Annotated in this window: 20 protein-coding genes; 15 read left to right on the forward strand and 5 right to left on the reverse strand. The window is 63.9% G+C overall.

All coding sequences use genetic code 11. The features are described 5' to 3' along the window. Positions 1-18: 18 nt before the first annotated feature. Positions 19-1,926: an elongation factor G gene (locus tag A9D60_RS06180; RefSeq protein WP_065266780.1), complete on the reverse strand. Its 1,908-nt coding sequence runs from the start codon at positions 1,924-1,926 to the stop codon at positions 19-21. 276 nt (positions 1,927-2,202) lie between these two features. Between A9D60_RS06180 and A9D60_RS06185 the strand changes: the two genes are divergently transcribed. The 9 genes from A9D60_RS06185 to rimM all read left to right on the forward strand — a co-directional run bounded on the left by A9D60_RS06185 (position 2,203) and on the right by rimM (position 8,547). Further along, positions 2,203-2,730 (forward strand): hypothetical protein, encoded by a 528-nt coding sequence (locus tag A9D60_RS06185; RefSeq protein ID WP_065266781.1) that lies wholly within the window; start codon positions 2,203-2,205, stop codon positions 2,728-2,730. 210 nt (positions 2,731-2,940) lie between these two features. Next, positions 2,941-4,464 carry a signal recognition particle protein gene (ffh, locus tag A9D60_RS06190; RefSeq protein ID WP_065266782.1) on the forward strand — a complete coding sequence of 508 codons (1,524 nt, stop codon included), beginning with the start codon at positions 2,941-2,943 and terminating at the stop codon, positions 4,462-4,464. Positions 4,465-4,467: 3 nt separating this feature from the next. Next, positions 4,468-5,019 carry a GNAT family N-acetyltransferase gene (locus A9D60_RS06195; protein ID WP_065266783.1) on the forward strand — a complete coding sequence of 184 codons (552 nt, stop codon included), beginning with the start codon at positions 4,468-4,470 and terminating at the stop codon, positions 5,017-5,019. A gap of 95 nt (positions 5,020-5,114) precedes the next feature. After that, a complete protein-coding gene (locus tag A9D60_RS06200; protein WP_083194112.1) occupies positions 5,115-5,732 on the forward strand; it encodes a GNAT family N-acetyltransferase in 618 nt (205 codons plus the stop codon). Between the two features lie 61 nt (positions 5,733-5,793). Then, positions 5,794-6,396 (forward strand): GNAT family N-acetyltransferase, encoded by a 603-nt coding sequence (locus A9D60_RS06205; protein ID WP_065266784.1) that lies wholly within the window; start codon positions 5,794-5,796, stop codon positions 6,394-6,396. A 114-nt stretch (positions 6,397-6,510) separates the two neighbouring features. Next, positions 6,511-6,819, forward strand: coding sequence for a chorismate mutase (locus A9D60_RS06210; RefSeq protein ID WP_065266828.1), 309 nt, complete (start codon positions 6,511-6,513; stop codon positions 6,817-6,819). Between the two features lie 59 nt (positions 6,820-6,878). Further along, positions 6,879-7,247 (forward strand): 30S ribosomal protein S16, encoded by a 369-nt coding sequence (rpsP, locus tag A9D60_RS06215; RefSeq protein WP_019296654.1) that lies wholly within the window; start codon positions 6,879-6,881, stop codon positions 7,245-7,247. A 4-nt stretch (positions 7,248-7,251) separates the two neighbouring features. Continuing rightward, positions 7,252-7,890: a 5,6-dimethylbenzimidazole synthase gene (gene bluB / locus A9D60_RS06220; protein ID WP_065266785.1), complete on the forward strand. Its 639-nt coding sequence runs from the start codon at positions 7,252-7,254 to the stop codon at positions 7,888-7,890. A 153-nt stretch (positions 7,891-8,043) separates the two neighbouring features. Continuing rightward, positions 8,044-8,547, forward strand: coding sequence for a ribosome maturation factor RimM (gene rimM / locus A9D60_RS06225; protein ID WP_065266786.1), 504 nt, complete (start codon positions 8,044-8,046; stop codon positions 8,545-8,547). A gap of 9 nt (positions 8,548-8,556) precedes the next feature. Here rimM and A9D60_RS06230 read toward each other — a convergent pair whose 3' ends face one another. Next, positions 8,557-9,600 carry an aminoglycoside phosphotransferase family protein gene (locus A9D60_RS06230; protein ID WP_065266787.1) on the reverse strand — a complete coding sequence of 348 codons (1,044 nt, stop codon included), beginning with the start codon at positions 9,598-9,600 and terminating at the stop codon, positions 8,557-8,559. A gap of 56 nt (positions 9,601-9,656) precedes the next feature. Between A9D60_RS06230 and trmD the strand changes: the two genes are divergently transcribed. Continuing rightward, positions 9,657-10,463, forward strand: coding sequence for a tRNA (guanosine(37)-N1)-methyltransferase TrmD (gene trmD, locus A9D60_RS06235; RefSeq protein ID WP_065266788.1), 807 nt, complete (start codon positions 9,657-9,659; stop codon positions 10,461-10,463). A gap of 106 nt (positions 10,464-10,569) precedes the next feature. Next, the gene (locus tag A9D60_RS06240; RefSeq protein WP_065266829.1) at positions 10,570-10,905 is read left to right on the forward strand and encodes a YegP family protein; all 336 of its coding nucleotides are present in this window, start codon (positions 10,570-10,572) and stop codon (positions 10,903-10,905) included. Here the strand turns inward: A9D60_RS06240 and A9D60_RS06245 are convergent. Beyond that, positions 10,893-11,081: a hypothetical protein gene (locus A9D60_RS06245; protein ID WP_065266789.1), complete on the reverse strand. Its 189-nt coding sequence runs from the start codon at positions 11,079-11,081 to the stop codon at positions 10,893-10,895. The genes A9D60_RS06240 and A9D60_RS06245 overlap by 13 nt on opposite strands. A 394-nt stretch (positions 11,082-11,475) precedes the next feature. On the opposite strand from A9D60_RS06245, the gene rplS reads away from it, so the two are divergent. From rplS to A9D60_RS06265, 4 genes are all read left to right on the forward strand, one after another. Next, the gene (gene rplS, locus A9D60_RS06250; RefSeq protein WP_019296661.1) at positions 11,476-11,850 is read left to right on the forward strand and encodes a 50S ribosomal protein L19; all 375 of its coding nucleotides are present in this window, start codon (positions 11,476-11,478) and stop codon (positions 11,848-11,850) included. Between the two features lie 11 nt (positions 11,851-11,861). Next, positions 11,862-12,083: a 50S ribosomal protein L31 gene (gene rpmE, locus A9D60_RS06255; RefSeq protein WP_039132115.1), complete on the forward strand. Its 222-nt coding sequence runs from the start codon at positions 11,862-11,864 to the stop codon at positions 12,081-12,083. 114 nt (positions 12,084-12,197) lie between these two features. After that, positions 12,198-14,264, forward strand: coding sequence for a DEAD/DEAH box helicase (locus A9D60_RS06260; RefSeq protein WP_065266790.1), 2,067 nt, complete (start codon positions 12,198-12,200; stop codon positions 14,262-14,264). Positions 14,265-14,375: 111 nt separating this feature from the next. Then, a complete protein-coding gene (locus A9D60_RS06265) occupies positions 14,376-15,185 on the forward strand; it encodes a division plane positioning ATPase MipZ (protein WP_065266791.1) in 810 nt (269 codons plus the stop codon). A gap of 18 nt (positions 15,186-15,203) precedes the next feature. Here the strand turns inward: A9D60_RS06265 and A9D60_RS06270 are convergent, their stop codons facing one another. Both A9D60_RS06270 and A9D60_RS06275 read right to left on the reverse strand, forming a co-directional pair. Beyond that, positions 15,204-16,436, reverse strand: coding sequence for an adenylate/guanylate cyclase domain-containing protein (locus A9D60_RS06270; RefSeq protein ID WP_065266792.1), 1,233 nt, complete (start codon positions 16,434-16,436; stop codon positions 15,204-15,206). A gap of 51 nt (positions 16,437-16,487) precedes the next feature. Further along, a complete protein-coding gene (locus tag A9D60_RS06275) occupies positions 16,488-16,928 on the reverse strand; it encodes a MarR family winged helix-turn-helix transcriptional regulator (RefSeq protein ID WP_065266793.1) in 441 nt (146 codons plus the stop codon). Between the last annotated feature and the right edge of the window lie 53 nt (positions 16,929-16,981).

Below are 16,981 nucleotides of genomic sequence, written 5' to 3' on the forward strand. Positions count from 1 at the left end.
GTCCGCCGCCTGGCCAGATCACGCCTCGACGAAATCAGCCCGCCGCGCCTCCTCGTAGTGGTCGAAATCCGTGCTGAACCAGCCCGTGCCGCGGGTGGCGCTGGCCAGGGTGCTGCACAGCTCATCCTGCGCCGACATCGGCAGCAGTGTCTCGAACACGTCCCAGCCCGCGGCGCCCTCCTCTGCCTCAAAGCCCAGGATCTGCCCTTTCATGCCGCTCACCACCGGCMCCAGCCCGCCGGTGAACACCGACGGCACATGGATATGCACCCGCATGATCGGCTGCAGCAGGGTCAGCCCGGCCTCGCCCAGCGCCTCCTTCACCGCATTTTTTCCTGCGGTCCGGAAGGCATAGTCGGAACTGTCCACCGAATGGTGCTTGCCATCCTTCAGCGTCACGCAGACATCCACCACAGGGTGGCCGTTCGGCCCCTGTGCCAGCGCCTCGCGCGCGCCCGCTTCGACCGAGGGGATGTAGTTCTTGGGCACTGCGCCGCCCTTCACGGTTTCCTCGAACACAAAGCCGCTGCCGCGCGGCAGCGGCTTCACCTCGATCACCACATCAGCAAACTGCCCGGCACCGCCCGACTGCTTGCGGTGGCGGTGATGCACCTGCACCGCTTTCTTGATGGTCTCGCGCAGGGCCGGCGGCACCGGGCCTTCCTCCACCTCGACGCCGAACTCATCCTTCAGCGCCTGTTTGATGCGGCGCATATGCAGCGGCCCCTGCAGGTTCAACAGAACATGGCCGCTGGCCTCGTCCTGCCCCAGCACCAGCGCCGGGTCGATTTCCGCCAGCCGCTCCAGCGCGCCGGACAGCCGGGCATCGTCACGCTCGTTCACCGGGGTGATCACCCGCCGGAAGGTCGAAGGCCGCGGCTGCGCCCAGCCCGGCAGCGGCGCAGCGCCGTCCGGCCCGTAGGCAAAGCCAAGGTTCAGATGGTCCGACTTCACCGCCTGCCCCAAATCGCCAGGTGTCAGCCTGGTATTCGCCTGCGACCCGACCCCGGTCAGCGAACCGACCGCGGCACCGCCCACCGAAGCTCCGTTGCCGACATTGCCGTCCAGCGCCCGCACCATCACCGTCTTGCCCAGGTGCTTGACCAGATCCGCCATGCAGCCGACCGCTACCACTTTGCCGTCCTGCGACAGCCGCTCCAGCGCCGCGCCCACATCCGGCGCCTCATGGCGCAGCGACTTCATCAGCCGCAGGATGCCATTCTTATGCTCCGCCGATCCCATCAGCGCCGGGATCAGGTCGTTGTGCTGCAGCACCTTGGTGGCCACCTCATAGGCTTCCTCCGCCATCACCTGCTGGTCCTCGATCAGCTCCTCCAGCAGAGTGTCGTCGAAATCCGCCAGCGCCTCCAGCAGTTCGGTCCGTGCCTCCTGCTCACGCGCGTACATCGCCACCGGCAGTTCAATCAGCGCCGAAGGCTTGCCCTCCTGATACTGCCAGGCGCGTTCGGAAATCAGATCCACAGCACCCACAACTTGCCCGTCCTCGCGGATCGGCACCTGCCGCAGGATGATGTTGTGGCTGCAATAGGCCTGAAGCGCAGCGACGATTTCCGCCACCCGGTCCGTTGCCTGGTCCATGCGGTTGACAAAAATAAAGGCGGGAACCCCCGCCTCCTCCAGCTTGCGCAGATACGGCGCGCTCAGCACCGCAGCGCCGGCATCAGCCGGAACGCAGAGGACGGCAGCATCACTGGCAGCCAGCGCCGGTCCCGCCTGCGCCAGATTGTCGGCGCCGCCTGCAATGTCGATCGCGGCCCAGTCTTCCCCCATAAATGAAAAAGGCTGCAAAGCGGCGACGCCAGCAACCTCCTGCCTCTTGCCCACGGTGCCGTCCAGATTGGCCAGCGCCGTGGCCAGCGTTGATTTGCCGGACTGCGACGGTCCCAGAATAGTGAAAACGCGCATGTTCTCAGATCCTCCCTTAGCTGATGCGGCTGCCCGTCAAGGTGCGCGGACCTTGCGGTTCGCGTGAACTGCCTGTGCTGAAGATCTGCCTCGCGGCTCATTCGAGCCGGCCCGGCCGCTGAGTGATCGGCGTTGGGCCACCCTGTGATGTTGGCCAGCCACCCGCCCCTGAGTCAAGCGCGCAGAGGGCGTAGCGGCGGCGCCCCGCGCACGGTTTTGACGCAAGCGGCGCCGATTTCCCCTCTCCAAGGTCTTTCCCTTGGGTAAGCTGGCTTCATGAAAATCACCCGCAACACGCCTGAGCAGCTGATCCTGGCCGACAACCCCTGGTTCATCGGCATCTCCCTCATCCTGTTTGTCCTCGCCTTTGTCGGCGCAGGCCTGGGCGCCGCCAGCACCGGCGGTGAAAATCTCTGGTTCGGCATCTTCTTTGCCCTCATGGGCGGCGGCATGGGCTTTGCCGCCTTCTGCCTGTTCGTGCGCCGGGTGCAGGTGATCCTCGACCGGCCCGGAGGCAGCATCGTGATCCGGCGCCAGTCGGTGTTCGGCTACAGCCAGGTGGAGCACCGCCTGGCCGATCTCTCCCACGCCGAGGTGGAAAGCACCACCAGCCGCAGCGAGGGCCGCACCCGCACGCTCCACCGCCCGGTTCTGGTGCTCGACAGCGGCATGAGCGCCGGCCGTCATCCGGTGATTGAAGCCTACACCAATGGCAGCGGCCCGCAGCGGCTGAGCGATGCGGTAAACGCATGGCTCCCCGCCGAAAGCCCGGCAAAGGTTGACTCCGGCCCCCAATCCGCGTAACCCCCGCCCAAACATCCGGGAGATCTGAGTCTTCCGGTCCCTGCCCGTGCCAGGGATCGCCCCCCACCAGCGTGTTACGCCCGTGGGGGCAAACTCGTTTGGTTTGCCCCCACGACTGACACCAGGACCGGCGGGCATTTGCGCATGGTTCGCTTGTCCCCTACATACGGGGGCGCCACACGTTGAAACCGGCATTAGGAGGCCGCAGGCATGTTTGAAAATCTATCCGAACGCCTTTCCGGCGTCTTTGACCGGCTGACCAAACAGGGCGCCCTGAACGAGGAAGACGTCAAATCCGCCCTGCGCGAGGTCCGCGTGGCCCTGCTGGAAGCCGACGTCTCGCTGCCGGTTGCCCGCGACTTCGTCAAGAAGGTGCAGGAACAGGCCACTGGCCAGGCCGTCACCAAATCCGTGACCCCGGGTCAGCAGGTCGTCAAGATCGTGCACGACGCGCTGGTCGACGTGCTGCGCGGCGACGAGGATCCCGGCAAGCTCAAGGTCGACAACCCGCCCGCCCCCGTCCTGATGGTCGGCCTGCAGGGCTCCGGTAAGACCACCACCACCGGCAAGCTGGCGAAACGGCTGAAGGAAAAAGAGGGCAAGAAGGTCCTGATGGCCTCGCTCGACGTCTATCGCCCGGCGGCGATGGACCAGCTGGCGGTCCTCGGCACCCAGATCGGCGTCGACACCCTGCCCATCGTGCCCGGCCAGAAACCCGTCGACATCGCCAAGCGCGCCAAGCAGCAGGCAACCCTGGGCGGCTATGACGTCTACATGCTGGACACCGCCGGCCGCCTGCACATCGACGAGACCCTGATGCAGGAGGTCGAGGACGTCCGCAACGTGGTCTCCCCGCGCGAGACCCTGCTGGTGGTCGATGGCCTGACCGGCCAGGTCGCCGTCGAGGTGGCCGAGGAATTCGACGCCAAGATCGGCATCAGCGGCGTGGTCCTCACCCGGATGGACGGCGACGGCCGCGGCGGCGCCGCCCTGTCGATGCGCGCCGTCACCGGCAAGCCGATCCGCTTTGTCGGCCTGGGCGAGAAGATGGACGCGCTGGAAACCTTCGAGGCAGACCGCATCGCCGGCCGCATCCTCGGCATGGGCGACATCGTGGCGCTGGTCGAGAAGGCCCAGGAAACCATCGAGGCCGAACAGGCCGAGAAGATGATGAAGCGCATGATGAAGGGTCAGTTCAACATGAACGACCTGAAGATGCAGCTTGAACAGATGCTCCAGATGGGCGGCATGGAGGGCATGATGCAGATGATGCCCGGCATGGGCAAAATGGCCAAGCAGGTGCAGGATTCGGGCATGGACGACAAGGTGCTGAAGCGCCAGATCGCCATGATCCAGTCGATGACCAAGAAGGAACGCGCCAACCCCGCCCTGCTGCAGGCCTCCCGCAAGAAACGCATCGCGGCCGGTTCCGGCATGGAGGTCTCCGACCTCAACAAGCTTCTGAAGATGCACCGGCAGATGGCCGATGTGATGAAGAAGATGGGCAAGATGGGCAAAGGCAAGATGCTGAAACAGGCCATGAAGGGCATGTTCGGCAAGGGCGGCGGCATGCCCGATATGGGCGGCCTGGACCCTTCGGCGATGGACCCGAAAGCGCTGGAAGCCGCGGCCAAGGCAATGGGCGGCAAGGGCGGCCTGCCCGGCGGCCTCCCCGGCCTCGGCGGCGGCATGGGCCTGCCCGCTGGCCTCAGCGGTTTTGGCAAGAAGAAGTAAGCCATGCAGCTCCCCGCCATCCCTCAGCTAGAAACCGAACGCCTGGTCCTGCGCGGACCGGAGGCGTCGGACTTCGGGCCGGTGGCAGCGTTCTTCGCGGATGAAGCACGCTCCTGGGGATTTGGCGGGCCGTTGGACCGCAACGAGGCCTGGCGCTGGTTCACCATGTCGGTGGGCCACTGGGCGATGCGCGGCTTCGGCTTCTGGACCATCACCTGCAAGCAGACCGGCGAGCCGCTTGGCATCACCGGCGTCTGGCAGCCCGAAGGCTGGCCGGAGCCCGAGCTGGGCTGGGTCGCCTTTCCGGCCGGCGAAGGCCGCGGCATCATGGCAGAGGCCGCACTGGCCGCCCGCACCCACGCCTATGAGGTAATGGGCCTGCCCGCACTGTGCTCCAACATCTTTCCGGGCAACACCCGCTCGGTGGCGCTGGCCGAACGGCTGGGCGCGGTGTTCGAAGCTGAATTCGACAACCCCAAGCACGGGCGTGAGCTGGTCTACCGCCACCCTGCCCCCGAGGCGCCTTGCGACGGCGGGATGGAGGCTTACGCATGACCTCCCGTCAGTTCGCCGCTCCCCTGGGCACCGCCGTCTGCGCCGCACCCGGTTTAACGGAAAATTACGCAGTCTCATCGATACTCCTTCACCGGATGGGTGAAAAAGACGCCGGGCGGCCTGCCGCCCGGGCAATGGGGTACGATATGAAAGACGCGCAACGGCGGTATCCACGGCTGGTTTCCAAGCGGCTGATGCTGATTTCTCCGGCGGATCCGGAGTTTGACGCCCAGGCCGCTTTCCTGGCACCGGACTCCCCGCGTTTCATCAATGTTGCGGATGATGCCGATTCGCTGTGGTGGTCGATTGCCACCATCATCGGCCATTGGCACCTGCACGGCTACGGCCTGTTTGCCGTGGTGGAGCGCAGCACCGGCAGCACCGTCGGCCTGGTCGGCCCCTGGTTCCCCAAGGGATGGCCGGAACCGGAACTGTCCTGGCACCTGATGGAAACCGGCGAGGGCAAGGGCTATGCCAGCGAAGCCGTGCAATGCGTGCTGGACTGGCTGTTCAACGCGGCCGGCTGGGATACCATCGTCTCCTACGTGCCGGAAGAAAACACCGCATCCATCGCCCTGGCCCGCCGCGCCGGCGCCCAGCCGGAACGGCTGGTTTCTTTCCCGCTGCAGCCCGCACCTGGTCTGCGCTGCTGGCGTCACTCGCCGCCGGGCCGCAGCTCCAGCCCGCATCACGCGCGGGGGCTTTTGCACTGATGCGCGCCGTTGCTTTCATATCCCGGCGCCGCCGCGCCCTTCCGCAGGAAGGAGCGCGCTGATGCCGTTTGACATCCCGGTGATCGAAACCCGCCGCCTGGAGCTGCGCGGCCCCGAAGCGCAGGATTATCCTGACTTCAAGGCCACCTTCAGCTCCTACCGCTCGCGCTTCATGGGCGGGCCGCTCAATCCTTACGAGGCCTGGATGCTTTATGCCGCCGAGATCGGCCACTGGCAGGTGCGCGGCTTCGGCATGTGGATGATCCACGACAAGGCCAGCGGCGAGACCTACGGCATGGCCGGCGGCTGGCAGCCCGCAGGCTGGCCCGAGCGCGAGATCGCCTGGATCATCTGGCCTGATGCCGCAGGCAAGGGCTACGCGCTGGAGGCTACCCATGCCGCCCGGCGGTATTTCTATTCCGAACTGGGCTGGGAGACGGCGGTCAGCTATATCGACCCCAAGAATCTCGACTCGATCCGGCTCGCGGAACGGCTCGGCGCCGCCAAGGATCATGGTGCCGCCACCATCGACGGCAACGATGCCGTCTACCGCCACCCCGCGCCGGACGCCCTGAAGGACAGCCAGATTGCGCATGGGATCGACATGGAAATCAGCCATTACGCCGATCCGCTCTTCAAGCCGGAGGGCTGGGCCATTGACTGAACTGCGCGCGATTTCCCGGATGCTGCGCTGCGGCGGTGCACAGGTGGTGCACAGCCGGTGCACGCCTGGCACCCCCTTGATGACACCCTGGCCTGCTGCATTGCGGAGACCCCGATGACAACAGATACCCAAGACCCCGTTGCCCGCGCAGCCGCGCTGCTGAAGGGCCACCGCGAAAGCATCGACCGCCTGGATGCAATCCTCGTCTACACTCTGGGCGAGCGGTTCAAGCACACCCAGGCGGTGGGCCGGCTCAAGGCCGAACACGACCTTCCCCCGTCCGATCCGACCCGCGAAGCGGCCCAGATCGCACGGCTCGAAGACCTGGCGCAACAGGCCGATCTGGACCCTGAATTCGCCAAGGCATTCCTGAACTTCATCATCGGTGAAGTCATCCGCCACCACAAGAAACACCAAGAATAACAACGACAACAGGACAACCGGGGCATACCCCGGACAACGCCATCAAAGGAGATGTACCCATGGCAATGAAAATCCGTTTGGCCCGCGGCGGCTCCAAAAAACGCCCCTTCTACCGCATCGTGGCTGCTGACAGCCGCATGCCGCGCGACGGCCGCTTCATCGAGAAGCTGGGCACCTACAACCCGCTGCTGCCGAAAGATTCGGAAGACCGCGTGAAAATGGACCTGGAGCGCGTGCAGCACTGGCTGGACCAGGGCGCGCAGCCGACCGACCGTATCGCCCGCATGCTGGAAGCCGCAGGCGTCCGCGCCAAGGCCGAGCGCAGCAACCCGAAAAAAGGCACCCCGGGCAAGAAAGCCCAGGAGCGCGCAGAAGAGAAAGCTGCAAAGGCTGCAGAAGCCGCCGAAGCAGCTGCAGACGCGGAATAATTCCGTGGAGCTGCGGGGCGCTTTTCCCGAAGAGTTCCGCAGCCAGCTTGATCTGCTGATGCGGCTCCGGCGCGACGTGCGCCGGTTCCGCAGCGATCCGGTGGAAGAGGCAGTGCTGATGCGCTGCCTCTCTGCCATTCCGCTCGCCCCCTCCGTGGGCCTGAGCGAACCCTGGCGCATCCTGCGGGTGGAAAGCGAAACCGCCCGCGCCGCCGCCTTGAAGAATTTCGAAGCCGCCAATGCCGAAGCGCTGGCCGGATATTCCGGTGAGCGTGCGGAAATTTATGCCGGACTCAAACTCTCCGGCATGCGCGACGCCCCGGTGCAGCTGGCCATCTACTGCGATGACGAGACCGCACAGGGCCACGGCCTGGGCGCTGCGACCATGCCGGAGATGCGCCGCTATTCAGTGGTTACTGCCATCACCCTGTTCTGGCTGGCGCTTCGCGCCGAAGGCCTTGGGCTCGGCTGGGTTTCGGTACTGGACCCGGAGCAGTTGAACCGCGACCTGAATGCGCCCGAGGGCTGGCAGCTGATCGGTTACTTCTGCATCGGCTACCCGGAACGGCTGTCTGACACGCCGGAACTGGAAGAAACCGGCTGGGAAAGCCGGATGGCGGATCTGCCGCTCGAAACCCGCTGAGACCGCCCATGGGACGGTTGATAAGGCTTGTGTTTTTTGTTGCAGTGGCCTTTACCGCGGGCATCTTCTTTGAACGCAACCACCAAGTGGAACTCTGCGAACAATCCGGCGGCCAATGGCTGCGCGCGGGGTTCTGTGCAAAGGACTGACACCATGAGCGATCTGATCTGCGTAGGCGCCATTTCCGGATCCTTCGGGGTGCGAGGCGAGGTGCGGCTCAAGAGCTTCTGTGCCATCCCTGAGGAGATCGAGGACTACTCGCCGCTGAGCAACGAGGACGGGTCCAAGACCTACTCCCTGACCATCACCCGCCCGATCAAAAACGGCTTTGCCGCGCTGCTGGGCGGTGTGGAAACCAAGGAGGACGCAGACGCCATCAAGGGCCTGCGCCTGTTTGCCCGCCGCGATCAGCTGCCGCAATTGCCGGATGATGAGTTCTACCACGCTGACCTGATCGGGCTGGAGGTTTACGATACTGGCGGCACCCTGCTAGGCACCGTGAAGTCGGTGCAGAACCACGGCGCCGCCGACCTGCTGGAAATCCACGGCCCCGGCCTCAAGGCCACGGTGCTGCTGCCCTTCACCCTGGAAGCGGTGCCAACCGTGGATCTCACCCAACGGCGCATCATCGCCGACCCGCCCGAAGGGCTGTTCTGAGACGACAGGTCAGTCTGCCTCATCCGCCAGAAGGGCATCCAGAACCCGCGCCGACCAGTCGGCTACCATTTGGGTCTTCACGCGCTCCTCGGGCGGTTTGCCCCCTAGGCTGAGCCAAAGCCGGAACAATCGCCAGGCAAAGAAGAAACGGAAAACCGGATCGCCTGTCAGTCCGGCGCCATAACCTTCTTCAAAAGCCGCCCAATCAGCTTGGGCCACCAGCCCGAACCCCGGGACACTGTCTTCCGCAGCCAAATGCTCCGGGCAGTTTGACAGCCAGATACTGGCAATGTCGCGTTGCGGGGAAACGGCCTTGTGGTTCAGGAAATCAATAAACGAAACATCATGATCGGACAGGATGATATTGCGCAGATGCAAATCTCCATGCGCCACTGCACTGCGGAACTCGCATCCCCGCGCGCGCCGTGCAGCCCGGTGCAAATGTGCGCACAGCCCCAGAAACCTGTTGGGTTTGGGTAATTGAAGCCGCCCCTGACGCACGGCTTCCGCCTGATCCGAAACCGTCATTAAGAAAGGCTTCGGCCAGAACTGCTTCTGGCCCGCGCCTGATACCCTGTGCAATTCGGCTACCGCACGGCCAATCCGGTTCAGAATATCGGCTCTGTCACCAAAGCCATAATCCGTCAGGGCGAGAGAACGGTAGGCCGTTTCTCCGGGGACAAACTCCATCAGCACAAAGGGCTTTTGCGGGTCCTGCCACAAAAGGCCCGGCACTGATACACCCGGCACCGGCTCCAGTTTTCTGGCAGCTTGCCTGTGACACTCCAGCACTTTTGCCAGCCGTTCCGGATTCTCCGCTCCGAAGTCGGCCCGCAACACAAAACGCTGGCGGTCTGCAGTATTCACTTCCAGAACGCACCGGCTGTGCTCCAGACGGCGGTTGGACAACAGTCTGCGGAACTTTGCCCCTTCTTCAGGCAACCCTGCAGCTGCTGCCGCCTGAGGCCAAAGCGCCTGGGTGCGGGTCTGCACCTCCGCCAGGACCGCATCCGGATCGCGATCCGGCGTCGCAGGCGGCCTTTCTGAATTCATCCAAACACCTAAGCTTTGTATTGCGTGAAAATCTGACTGAACTAAACAGCATCATTATGACAGCACCAAGCAAATCCCATGGCCGCAAAGCCATCCGCCCGACCCTGAAGCCGCGTGAGCTGATGACCCCGACGCCGGATTTGGCCGGCGTCTGGAAGGCCAAGATCATCACCCTCTTCCCTGCGGCCTTTCCCGGTGTACTGGGCGAAAGCCTGACAGGCAAGGCGCTGCAGGAGGGGCTTTGGCAACTGGAAACAACGGACCTGCGCGAGTTTGGTGTTGGCAAGCACCGCAATGTGGACGACACGCCCGCCGGCGGCGGGGCCGGCATGGTGCTGCGCGCTGATGTGCTGGGTGAAGCGATCGAACACACGATGGCGGGCACCCGCGGCAACTGGCCACTGGTCTACCTGACCCCGCGCGGGCGGCCGATGAACCAGCAGATGATGCACAATTTTGCCCAATGCGACGGCATCACCCTTCTCTGCGGGCGGTTCGAAGGCGTCGACGAACGGGTGCTGGAACACTACGGCATTCAGGAGGTCTCGCTGGGGGACTTTGTGATGACCGGCGGCGAGCTGGCGGCGCAGGCACTGATAGACGCCACCGTGCGGCTGATTCCGGGGGTTCTGGGCAACCACGCGTCGACCGAGGAGGAGAGCTTCTCCTCCGGCCTACTGGAACATCCGCAATACACCCGCCCCGCCGAATGGAAGGACCGTGAAATCCCGGATGTGCTGATGTCCGGCCACCACGGCAAGATCGCCGAGTGGCGGCACGAGATGAGCGAAGAAATCACCAAGGCCCGCCGCCCCGACCTGTGGGAGGCCTATGTCCGCGCAAAGGACCGCGGCAAGGCCTAGCGCAAGTGATGCGTCAGCTTGGCTTTTCCCCCGGGCAGGCCGTTGCCGCAATGGAAAACCCATGCTTTACTCTTCCTGCATAAGTTAAATGACAGGAGACAGCAGGGTGGCTGGGAAATTTGAACTCTACACTGACAACGCAGGCGAATTCCGCTTCCGCCTGAAGGCAGGCAACGGCGAGAACATTCTGGCCAGCGAAGGCTACAAGCAGAAGGCCAGCGCCGAGAACGGTATTGCGTCGGTCAAGAAGAACGCTGGCGATGATGCGCGCTATGAGCGCAAGGAAACCGCGGCCGGAAAGCACATGTTCAACCTCAAGGCCACCAACGGCCAGGTGATCGGCACCTCGCAAAGCTATGCCAGCGCCTCTGGCCGGGATGGCGGCATCGAGTCGGTCAAGAAGAACGCGCCGGATGCAGCCATCGACGATCAGACCGCCTGATCCGCACCAGACCTTTCACCGCAGGGGCCGGTCTGTCTGAACAGGCTGGCCTTTCTGGTTTCCCGCACCCGCAAGCATAAATCCACCGGTGTGGCATCCGGCCTTTTTGAATTCTTCTGCAATTCCGCCTTATAGCTTTGTCCGCTGTAGAAAATGTCCGTTTTTTTGAATGGCATGCTGTTTCCCTCCTTGGCGAGCCACGCCCGTCGGCCGGGTTTTCCTCCCGCAGCGTGAACCAATGTGTTTAGACGGTAACCGCTGACCCGCAACCGACCAATACGAATTCACCGGTTGCGATCCGGAGTGCGGCCGCAGAATTCCCTTGAAACATTGGCGCGGCAGGCCTAAAAGCCGCTCGTCTGGTGCCGGGAATCGGCCCCGGGCCGCTGGCTGTTGGATCAGCCCCGGAAATCTTCTTCGGTTTCCCTCAGGATCCAGCCCGCCAGCAGCAAGGAACAGACGGCGTGATCTCTGGCGGGCTGCCTTTGGCGGGACCCGGTGAAGACCAGGAGCTCTCATGACGGCACAAACCTCTGCGGAGTGAACCGCAGGCAATTTAGGAGAGTTGCGATGGACCTGATCGCACAGCTGGAGGCGGAACAGATCGCCGCCCTGGGGAAAGAGATCCCCGACTTCAAAGCCGGTGACACCATCCGTGTCGGCTACAAGGTGACCGAAGGCTCGCGTTCGCGCGTGCAGATGTACGAAGGCGTTTGCATCAGCCGCAAGAACGGCTCGGGCATTGCCGGTTCGTTCACCGTCCGCAAGATTTCGTTCGGCGAAGGCGTGGAGCGTGTGTTCCCGCTGTTCTCGACCAACATCGACTCGATCGAAGTGGTGCGCCGCGGCCGTGTCCGCCGCGCCAAGCTGTACTACCTGCGCGCCCGCCGCGGTAAGTCGGCCCGTATCGCAGAAGATGCGAACTACAAGCCCAAGAAAGCCTGAGGAGCGGTATCATGAAAAAAGACACCCATCCCGATTACCACTTCATCGACGTCAAAATGACCGACGGCACCATCATCAAGATGCGCTCCACCTGGGGCTCCGAGGGTGATCAGCTGGCCCTGGACATCGACCCGACCGTGCACCCGGCCTGGACCGGCGGTACCTCGCGCCTGCTGGACGCCGGCGGCCGCGTGTCCAAGTTCAAGAAGAAATACGAAGGCCTGGGCTTCTAAGCCGCCTGCCGTATTTTGCAGAACTCCCGAAGGCTGCCCCGGACGGGCAGCCTTCTTTCTTTTTCTCCTGACGCTGGGGCCGGATGCGCGCCCTGCGGGAAAGACAGCCCCCTCGTGAAACAAGCCCTGGCCAACGCACTGCAAGAGCGCGGATATGAAACCCTGACCCAAGTGCAGGAGGCTGTGACCCAGCCCGACGTGGAAGGGCGCGACCTGCTGGTGTCTGCACAGACCGGATCGGGCAAGACCGTCGGCTTTGGCCTGGCTCTGGCCCAGGATCTGCTGGGTGACGACGAGGCGTTCGGCGAGGCCGCGGCGCCGCTGGCGCTGGTGATTGCCCCCACCCGCGAACTGGCTCTGCAGGTGAAACACGAACTGGGCTGGCTCTACCGCGAGGCAGGCGCACGGATTGCCTCCTGCGTGGGAGGCATGGACATGCGCGATGAGCGCCGGGCGCTGGAACGCGGCGCCCATATCGTGGCGGCCACTCCGGGCCGTCTGCGCGACCACATCGCACGCGGCTCCATCGACCTCAGCCAGGTGCGCGGCGTGGTGCTGGACGAGGCCGACGAGATGCTGGACCTCGGTTTCCGCGAGGATCTGGAATTCATCTTGGGCGAAGCACCCGAAGACCGCCGCACCCTCTTGTTCTCCGCCACCGTGCCGCCGGCAATCGCCAGCCTGGCCGAGACCTTCCAGCGCGATGCGATGCGGATCAAGACCGCGGGCGAGACCAAGCAGCATGCGGATATCGAATACCGCCTGATGAGCGTGGCACAAGCGGACGCGGAAAACGCCATTATCAACGTGCTGCGCTACTATGAGGCGCCCAGCTCCATTGTCTTTGCCAACACCCGCGCTGCCGTGAACCGTCTGGCGGCGCGCCTGACCAACCGCGGGTTGCCGGTGGTGACCCTGTCCGGCGAGCTGTCCCAGACCGAGCGCAGCCATGCGCTGCAGGCGATGCGCGACGGGCGTGCCCGCGTTTGCGTGGCCACCGATGTGGCCGCACGCGGCATCGACCTGCCGGGTCTGGAGCTGGTGGTCCATGCGGAGCTGCCCTCGAACCACGAAACCCTGCTGCACCGCTCCGGCCGGACGGGCCGCGCGGGCCGCAAGGGCGTCAGCGCCCTGATCGCGCCGCCCAAGGCACGCTCCAAGGCGTTGCGTTTGCTGAAATGGGCCAAGCTGACCGCCGAGCATTGCGAAGCGCCGTCTGCCGATGACGTGCTGGCACGCGACGAAGAGCGGATGCTGGCCGATCCGGTCTGGCAGGAGCCGGTTGCGGAAAACGAGCAGGCTGGCGTTCAGACCCTGCTGGACACATTCACACCCGAGCAGATCGCCGCAACCTATCTGCGCCTGTTCCGCAGCCGCCACTCGGCACCTGAAGACCTGCGCCCCGCAGACACGCCGGAGCCGCGCAAGGAGCGTAAGGAGCGCAAAGCCTTTGGCCCCTCCGTCTGGTTCTCCCTGTCGGGCGGCCGCGAAGCCGGTGCCGACCCGCGCAAGGTACTGCCAATGCTGTGCAAGGCCGGTAACATCGACCGCGACGCCATTGGGGCGATCCGGGTGCAGGACAACGAGACCTTTGCCGAGATCAGCGAAGGCGCGGTTGAGGGCTTCCTGAAGGCGCTGGACGGCAAGACCGAGCTGGAGCCGGGCGCCGTACTGACGCAGTTGGCCGAAGCCCCGGAACTGGCCCCTGCCCCGCGCCGCGGACCCGGCGGGCCGAAAGGCGGCTTCAAGGGCGACCGCAAGCCCAAGCCGCACCGCGGCAAGGACGACGGCCCGAAGCCCTACCGCAACAAGGAAGAAAGCTCCAAGCCTTATCGCGCCAAATCCGAGCGCTCCGAGGACAGCCGTCCACCGCGCAAGGAGTGGAAAGACAAACCGGCCCGGGAAGAACGCCGCGAACCGCGCAGCGACGCCCGCCCCAGCAAGCCCAAGCCTGCGGTAACCGCCAAGCCCAAAGGCGCATCGGATCCGTCCAAACGCATGACCCGGCCCGGCGCGCCCGCGGCCAAGCCGTTCAAAGCCAAAGGCCCCAAACCGCCGGTCGGCAAGCCCAACAGCAAGAAGAACAAGGCCCGCGCTGCGGCAGCCCTGTCCGCAAAGGGCGGCAAGGGCGGCGATGCCCGTCCCAAGCGCAAGCCGGCGGGTCCTGCAAAACACAGGTGATACACTAAGTTTACCAGACTGTCCGCGCGGCTTTTCTTGGCGGAATCCAGAGCCTATACAGGGTCACAAAGCAAGAGACGTGCAACAAAGCACGAGCGAAGGGACCTGTATATGGCGCATATCATTGTCGTCGGTAACGAGAAGGGCGGCGCGGGAAAATCGACTGTTTCCATGCACGTCGCAACCACCCTGGCCCGCCTCGGCCATACGGTAGCAGCGCTGGATCTGGATCTGCGGCAGCGCTCAATGGGGCGCTACCTGGAGAACCGCAAGGAGTTTTGCGCCAAATCCGGCCTGGATTTGCCGATGGTGGAAATCCACGAACTGCCGGAAATAGATGCGGCCAGTCTTCAGCCGGGCGAAAACATCTATGACCACCGCCTTTCGGCGGCGGTCTCGGCGCTTGAGCCGGGCCATGACTTCATTCTGATCGACTGCCCCGGCTCGCACACCCGCCTCAGCCAGGTAGCGCATTCGCTGGCCGATACGCTGATCACGCCGCTCAATGACAGCTTTGTCGATTTCGACCTGCTGGCGCATGTGGACCAGAAGGGTGAAACCATCACCGGACCGTCGGTTTACTCTGAAATGGTCTGGAATGCCCGCCAGCTGCGGGCGCAGGCCGGGCTGAAGCCGATCGACTGGATCGTGATCCGCAACCGGGTCGGCACCCAGCGCATGGTCAACAAGGAAAAGATGGAGCGCGCCATCAAGATGCTGTCCAAGCGGATCGGCTTCCGCATCGCACCGGGCTTTTCAGAGCGGGTGATCTTCCGCGAGCTGTTCCCGCGCGGCCTGACGCTGCTGGATCTCAAGGACATCGGCGTCAAGCAGCTCAACATTTCCAACATCGCCGCCCGGCAGGAGCTGCGCGACATGATGAAGGAAGTGAACCTGCCCGGGGTCGAGATCAGCCTCTGACCCCGGCAGAGCGGCCGCCTAGCTGTCGCAGCCGCAATTGCCCCGGTAGATCGTGTAGAGCTCCATCGGCTCTGCCACGCCGCGCAGCATGTAGCGGCCCAGGGACACCAGGTCATGATTGGTGCCCCGGGCCGCGGTTTTCACATCCTCGGACATGATGATGTTCTGGCCGACAGAACGGTGCATACCGGCAATCCGGGCGGTCTGGTTCACCGCCTGGCCGATCACAGTGAAATCCAGCCGGTTCTCCGCCCCGATATTGCCATAGAGGATGTCGCCTGCGTGCAGCGCCAGGGTGAAGCCGGCGGTCGGCAGGCCCTGCTCCTCCCGTTCAGTGTTGTAGGCGCGCACCTTGCCGCACAGTTCATTGGCAGCGGCCAGCGCTGCGTGGGCGTCTTCCTCGACACTGCCCAGATTGAACATGGTCAGCATGCCGTCGCCCATGAACTTGAGAATGTTGCCGCCATGCGCCTGGATGGTTTCCACCGCCAGCCCGAAATAGCCGTTCAGCATCTCGATGAGTTCCGTTCCCGGCAGCCGTTCTGCCAGCTGGGTGAATCCTTTGAGATCAAAGAGGCAGATCACCGCGTCGATCTGCTGCGAGGAGCCGCGCTGGATTTCCCCGGACAAGACCCGGCGCCCGGCATCGCGCCCCAAGTACACTTGCAGCAGGTCACTGGCCATCTGCCGGTTAGAGGAAGACTTCAGCGCCAGTCCCAGATGCGGCAAGGTTGTGCGGATCAGGTCAAGCTCACGGCTGGAAAACCCGCCGGGGCGGTCAGAGGCCCAGGATACCAGCATCCCCTCGCTGGGATGGCGCGGATCGTTGGGCTCATCATCCGGCGGGGCAAAACGCACGCCCTTGGCGAAGTAGTCGGTCGCCCCGCGTTCACGGAGTTCCGGCAGCAAGGGAAACTGTTCCGGCGCACTGTCTTCCAGCCGCTCGCGGAACTCTTCCAGATTATGCTCCAGAATGTGGAAGAACGGGCTGCGCAGCCATTCCTCGCGCGGGGATTCCTGATATTCGTAGTGCTGGTGGCTGATGCCGTCAGCCCGGGTCCAATTAAACCCGATGCCGCCGAACTTAGGGTGAAACGCCCGCTGCGCMAAATGGAACCGCCACAGCGGCACCCCCGCATCGACCAGTCGCTGACAGTAGCCTTGCAATAGCTCCTTTTGCGGCGCCCCGTGCAGGCCCTGCTCCATCAGCCAGGCAATCAGCGGCCCCGAATTGACATCAATCTGTATCATCGCTTCACCTTCAATCCCGCTGCTTTATCTGGGGTCTGGGCAGTACAATGTCTATGGTTCAATCCCTGCTAAATTGCGCAGCATATACCGCAAAATTGCAACCTCGCCGGTTGTGAAGCGGGCGCAGATGCTTGTGTCGAACTCCAGCGCATGTTCACGAAGGTCTTTGTAAGCGGCCTCCCCAGCTGGGGTCAGCGTCAGATGCTCTGAGCGGCGGTCGTTTTCATCGCGGGTTCGGGTCACGAACCGCTTTTCCGACAGCTTGGCGACCGCGCGGCTGATCTTTGTCTTGTGGATCTTGGCGCGGCTGCCGATCTCCTTGGCGGTCATCTGGCCATAGTTGCCCAGGTGAAACAGAACCCGCCATTCGGTGCGCAGCATCCCGTATCGGTTCTTGTAGTGTTTCTGGAACCCCAGCGAGCTTTCCTCGGCGGCGCGGTTCAGCAGGTAGGGCAGGAAATCCTGCAAAGCGAAATCATCTTTTTCGTTCATTTTCGTCCCCTCTCCCTTGTTAGTTACAAAAACAACTAATATCCCGCAAGCAG

Source organism: Leisingera sp. JC1 (assembly GCF_001679925.1).
In the GTDB taxonomy this organism is placed as follows: domain Bacteria; phylum Pseudomonadota; class Alphaproteobacteria; order Rhodobacterales; family Rhodobacteraceae; genus Leisingera.

What these genes read in the sequence shown, in the direction of transcription:
- A9D60_RS06185 (WP_065266781.1), top strand. Translation starts at nt 2,203, where the DNA reads ATGAAAATCACCCGCAACACGCCTGAGCAGCTGATCCTGGCCGACAAC.
- ffh (WP_065266782.1), top strand. Translation starts at nt 2,941, where the DNA reads ATGTTTGAAAATCTATCCGAACGCCTTTCCGGCGTCTTTGACCGGCTG.
- A9D60_RS06195 (WP_065266783.1), top strand. Translation starts at nt 4,468, where the DNA reads ATGCAGCTCCCCGCCATCCCTCAGCTAGAAACCGAACGCCTGGTCCTG.
- A9D60_RS06200 (WP_083194112.1), top strand. Translation starts at nt 5,115, where the DNA reads ATGGGTGAAAAAGACGCCGGGCGGCCTGCCGCCCGGGCAATGGGGTAC.
- A9D60_RS06205 (WP_065266784.1), top strand. Translation starts at nt 5,794, where the DNA reads ATGCCGTTTGACATCCCGGTGATCGAAACCCGCCGCCTGGAGCTGCGC.
- A9D60_RS06210 (WP_065266828.1), top strand. Translation starts at nt 6,511, where the DNA reads ATGACAACAGATACCCAAGACCCCGTTGCCCGCGCAGCCGCGCTGCTG.
- rpsP (WP_019296654.1), top strand. Translation starts at nt 6,879, where the DNA reads ATGGCAATGAAAATCCGTTTGGCCCGCGGCGGCTCCAAAAAACGCCCC.
- rimM (WP_065266786.1), top strand. Translation starts at nt 8,044, where the DNA reads ATGAGCGATCTGATCTGCGTAGGCGCCATTTCCGGATCCTTCGGGGTG.
- A9D60_RS06230 (WP_065266787.1), bottom strand. Translation starts at nt 9,600, where the DNA reads ATGAATTCAGAAAGGCCGCCTGCGACGCCGGATCGCGATCCGGATGCG.
- trmD (WP_065266788.1), top strand. Translation starts at nt 9,657, where the DNA reads ATGACAGCACCAAGCAAATCCCATGGCCGCAAAGCCATCCGCCCGACC.
- A9D60_RS06245 (WP_065266789.1), bottom strand. Translation starts at nt 11,081, where the DNA reads ATGCCATTCAAAAAAACGGACATTTTCTACAGCGGACAAAGCTATAAG.
- rplS (WP_019296661.1), top strand. Translation starts at nt 11,476, where the DNA reads ATGGACCTGATCGCACAGCTGGAGGCGGAACAGATCGCCGCCCTGGGG.
- rpmE (WP_039132115.1), top strand. Translation starts at nt 11,862, where the DNA reads ATGAAAAAAGACACCCATCCCGATTACCACTTCATCGACGTCAAAATG.
- A9D60_RS06265 (WP_065266791.1), top strand. Translation starts at nt 14,376, where the DNA reads ATGGCGCATATCATTGTCGTCGGTAACGAGAAGGGCGGCGCGGGAAAA.
- A9D60_RS06275 (WP_065266793.1), bottom strand. Translation starts at nt 16,928, where the DNA reads ATGAACGAAAAAGATGATTTCGCTTTGCAGGATTTCCTGCCCTACCTG.